A 2,473-nucleotide genomic window follows, 5' to 3' on the forward strand; every position below is an offset into this window, starting at 1 on the left:
CCGCCTGCCCGGTCGCCGCGTGGAGATCAAGCATGCCGCCCTGCCCACGGGTATCGGGCCCGGCATCGGCTTCAAACAACTGGAACGGGATGCCGGCCTGGCGCAACCGGCAGCCCAGCAGCAGCCCGGCAGGACCGGCGCCGACGACCGCGATGCGGGGAAGAAGGGACACTGAAGGTCTCCGGGGCTTTAACATAGGCTCCTATGATTATCATCATAGGCCCCTATGTCAAATACCCGGAGTGAACGCATGGACCGACCCGACCCGAGGAACGTGCCGTCCTTCCTGATCAAGCGGGTGGCGCGCGAGCTGACCCGGATGGCCGAAACCGAGCTGCGCCCGCTTGGCCTGGGCATGGCCAGCCTGCCGGTGCTCGAAGCCCTCCGCCAGGGCAAGGCGGCCACCCAGTCCGAGCTGGCGCGGCTGCTACGCGTCGAACAGCCCTCGATGGCGCAGACCCTGGCACGGCTGGAGCGTGATCAGCTGATCCTCCGCTCCCCGGACCCACACCGCCCGCGCGCGCAGCGCATCGAACTCACCCCGCTTGCGCTGCAGCGATTGCCGCAGGCGCGCGAAATCCTCAACGAAGGCAATACCCGGATGCTGGCCGGCTTCAGCGTGGACGAAACCATGCTGCTGGCCACGTTCCTGCAGCGGCTCAGTGCCAACCTGGATCGCGACGCGTAACGCGCAAGCGCGTCATCCGCCGTAGCGGACCGCGTCAAGGAAGTTCTCCAACGCCTCCACGCGCACCGCACTGACCACGCCGGTTTCGGCGTGGTGCTCACGCGCCAGCGCGTCGGCAAAATCGAACGCCGTCGCGCCGCTCGCAAATGCGATCGGGTCCGGACGGGTCGGGTGAATCACCTGCCAGTGGTGGTCCTGGCACTGCACCTTGATCAACATGCTGATGGCTCCTGCTACGGCATCGGGCGTTCCATCCCTTGATCAGCACCATACGTCCGGCAGCAACGCCGGGATATCGGATTCGTCTGAAATCAGGACGCCTCTGACCGGCTGAAGCGGCGTCCCCTGATGGCGGTCAGCCGCCCGTGCCGAGGAACGCGAACGGTGCCGACGGCTGGAACTGCCCCAGCGCATCACCGGAGAACACATTGCGCTGGTCGGCGCCCAGGTCGAGCTTGAGCACGCGCGCGCCCTTGGAGAAATCGGCCTTGTTGAGATCCACCCAGAACGTATTGGGGGTCAGCGCGGACTCGAAGAAGTACAGCCTGCGCTTGTGGTCGGCCACGGTGCGCCATCGCGTTGAAGAAATATTGGGCTCATCCGGCGTGGTGATCCCAAAGGGCACCGACACGTTGCGGATAACGCTGAAGACACTGGCCAGCGCCACCACCGGGTCCTCGGCCTTGGGAATCGCATGAATGTAGAACCGGGCACGCGCGAAACGATCGGCGGAGCGGTTGGTGCCAGGCAGCATCACCGTGCCGCCGATCTGCTGCCAGTACGCATCGAGCGCCAGTTGCTGCGCGAACACCGGCGAGTTGGTCATCACCTGGTAGGCGCGATCGTGGTGGATCACCTGCCGGCCATCGACGTACTCGACGATCGCACTGTCGCCGCTGGCATCGGACAAGGACAGATGCAACGTCGCCAGCCGCGACTCGCCCGGCAGTTTGTCGGTCACCAGCGAATACGGCTCGCGCTGCAGTGCCGCCACCGCCTCGGCAACGGTGGCGAAATTGTCGAGCATGTACTGCGCCCACAACGAGATGGCCAGGCCTGGCTTGCGGCCGCGCTGCGCGGGGTATTCCGACTCGGCCAGCCATAGCAGATTGGCCGACAGACCGGCCTCGTTGAGCCCATCGGTGGTGGAAATGTCGTAGCCGCTGGCGACCACACTGCCGTACTTCGCCGTCCAGCGGATCGACTGCGGGCCGGCCTGCCCGGTGCGCGCGATGCCGCGCGGCAGCACCCACAGGTTGGTGGCGATATCGCTCTTCCAGTCCATCGAGCGCGCCGTGATCACATCCTGGTTGTCGCCCAGGTAGACCACCCGCGTGCACGCGTCCACCGGGGGCGCGGCGCAGACCAACGCGAGGGCAAGCAGGGAAATGCGCATACATGCGAATGACGTCATGGTCGTCTCCTGACAGGTCAATGGGCCGCCACGCCGGTCCCTTCCCACTCCGGCCGATGGCCCGGATCACACCGGAGCGGCGGTGATGGAGGGGTGAATCACTCCCTCGGATCGCCTCCTCACCCAACCTTGCCAGCGCCGGGCTACGCTGCGCGCACGCCCGGGAGTGCCGCCATGAAACCACTGTTCATTGCCTGCCTTGTCCTGATCCTGTCCGCCTGMAGCAGCCCCGCCCCGGTCCGCACCGCGATGCCCGGCGCCGATCGCGACCCGCATGGCTGCATCGGCTCGGCCGGGTACCGCTGGTGTGCGCGCACCCAACAGTGCGAACGGCCGTGGGAGCTGGCCAAGGCGCAGCAGCTGGACAACAG

The 2,473-nt window shown here is 66.5% G+C and carries 5 protein-coding genes; 2 read left to right on the forward strand and 3 right to left on the reverse strand.

Going from position 1 to position 2,473, the window contains the following annotated elements; translation table 11 throughout:
• A partial coding sequence (locus tag ACXJKH_RS18615; protein WP_457321583.1) for an NAD(P)-binding protein occupies positions 1-196 on the reverse strand: 196 nt, incomplete at its 3' end.
• A gap of 54 nt (positions 197-250) precedes the next feature.
• On the opposite strand from ACXJKH_RS18615, the gene ACXJKH_RS18620 reads away from it, so the two are divergent.
• On the forward strand, positions 251-688 hold the full coding sequence (locus ACXJKH_RS18620; RefSeq protein WP_457321585.1) for a MarR family winged helix-turn-helix transcriptional regulator: 438 nt from the start codon (positions 251-253) through the stop codon (positions 686-688).
• Between the two features lie 12 nt (positions 689-700).
• Here ACXJKH_RS18620 and ACXJKH_RS18625 read toward each other — a convergent pair whose 3' ends face one another.
• Together ACXJKH_RS18625 and ACXJKH_RS18630 are read right to left on the reverse strand one after the other, a co-directional pair.
• Positions 701-907 carry a hypothetical protein gene (locus tag ACXJKH_RS18625; RefSeq protein WP_256774674.1) on the reverse strand — a complete coding sequence of 69 codons (207 nt, stop codon included), beginning with the start codon at positions 905-907 and terminating at the stop codon, positions 701-703.
• Positions 908-1,043: 136 nt separating this feature from the next.
• Positions 1,044-2,102, reverse strand: a complete 1,059-nt coding sequence (locus tag ACXJKH_RS18630; protein WP_457321587.1) for a linear amide C-N hydrolase — start codon at positions 2,100-2,102, stop codon at positions 1,044-1,046.
• Between the two features lie 174 nt (positions 2,103-2,276).
• Between ACXJKH_RS18630 and ACXJKH_RS18635 the strand changes: the two genes are divergently transcribed.
• A partial coding sequence (locus ACXJKH_RS18635) for a peptidase (RefSeq protein WP_457321589.1) occupies positions 2,277-2,473 on the forward strand: 197 nt, incomplete at its 3' end.

It is taken from the genome of Stenotrophomonas sp. P5_B8 (assembly GCF_054049855.1).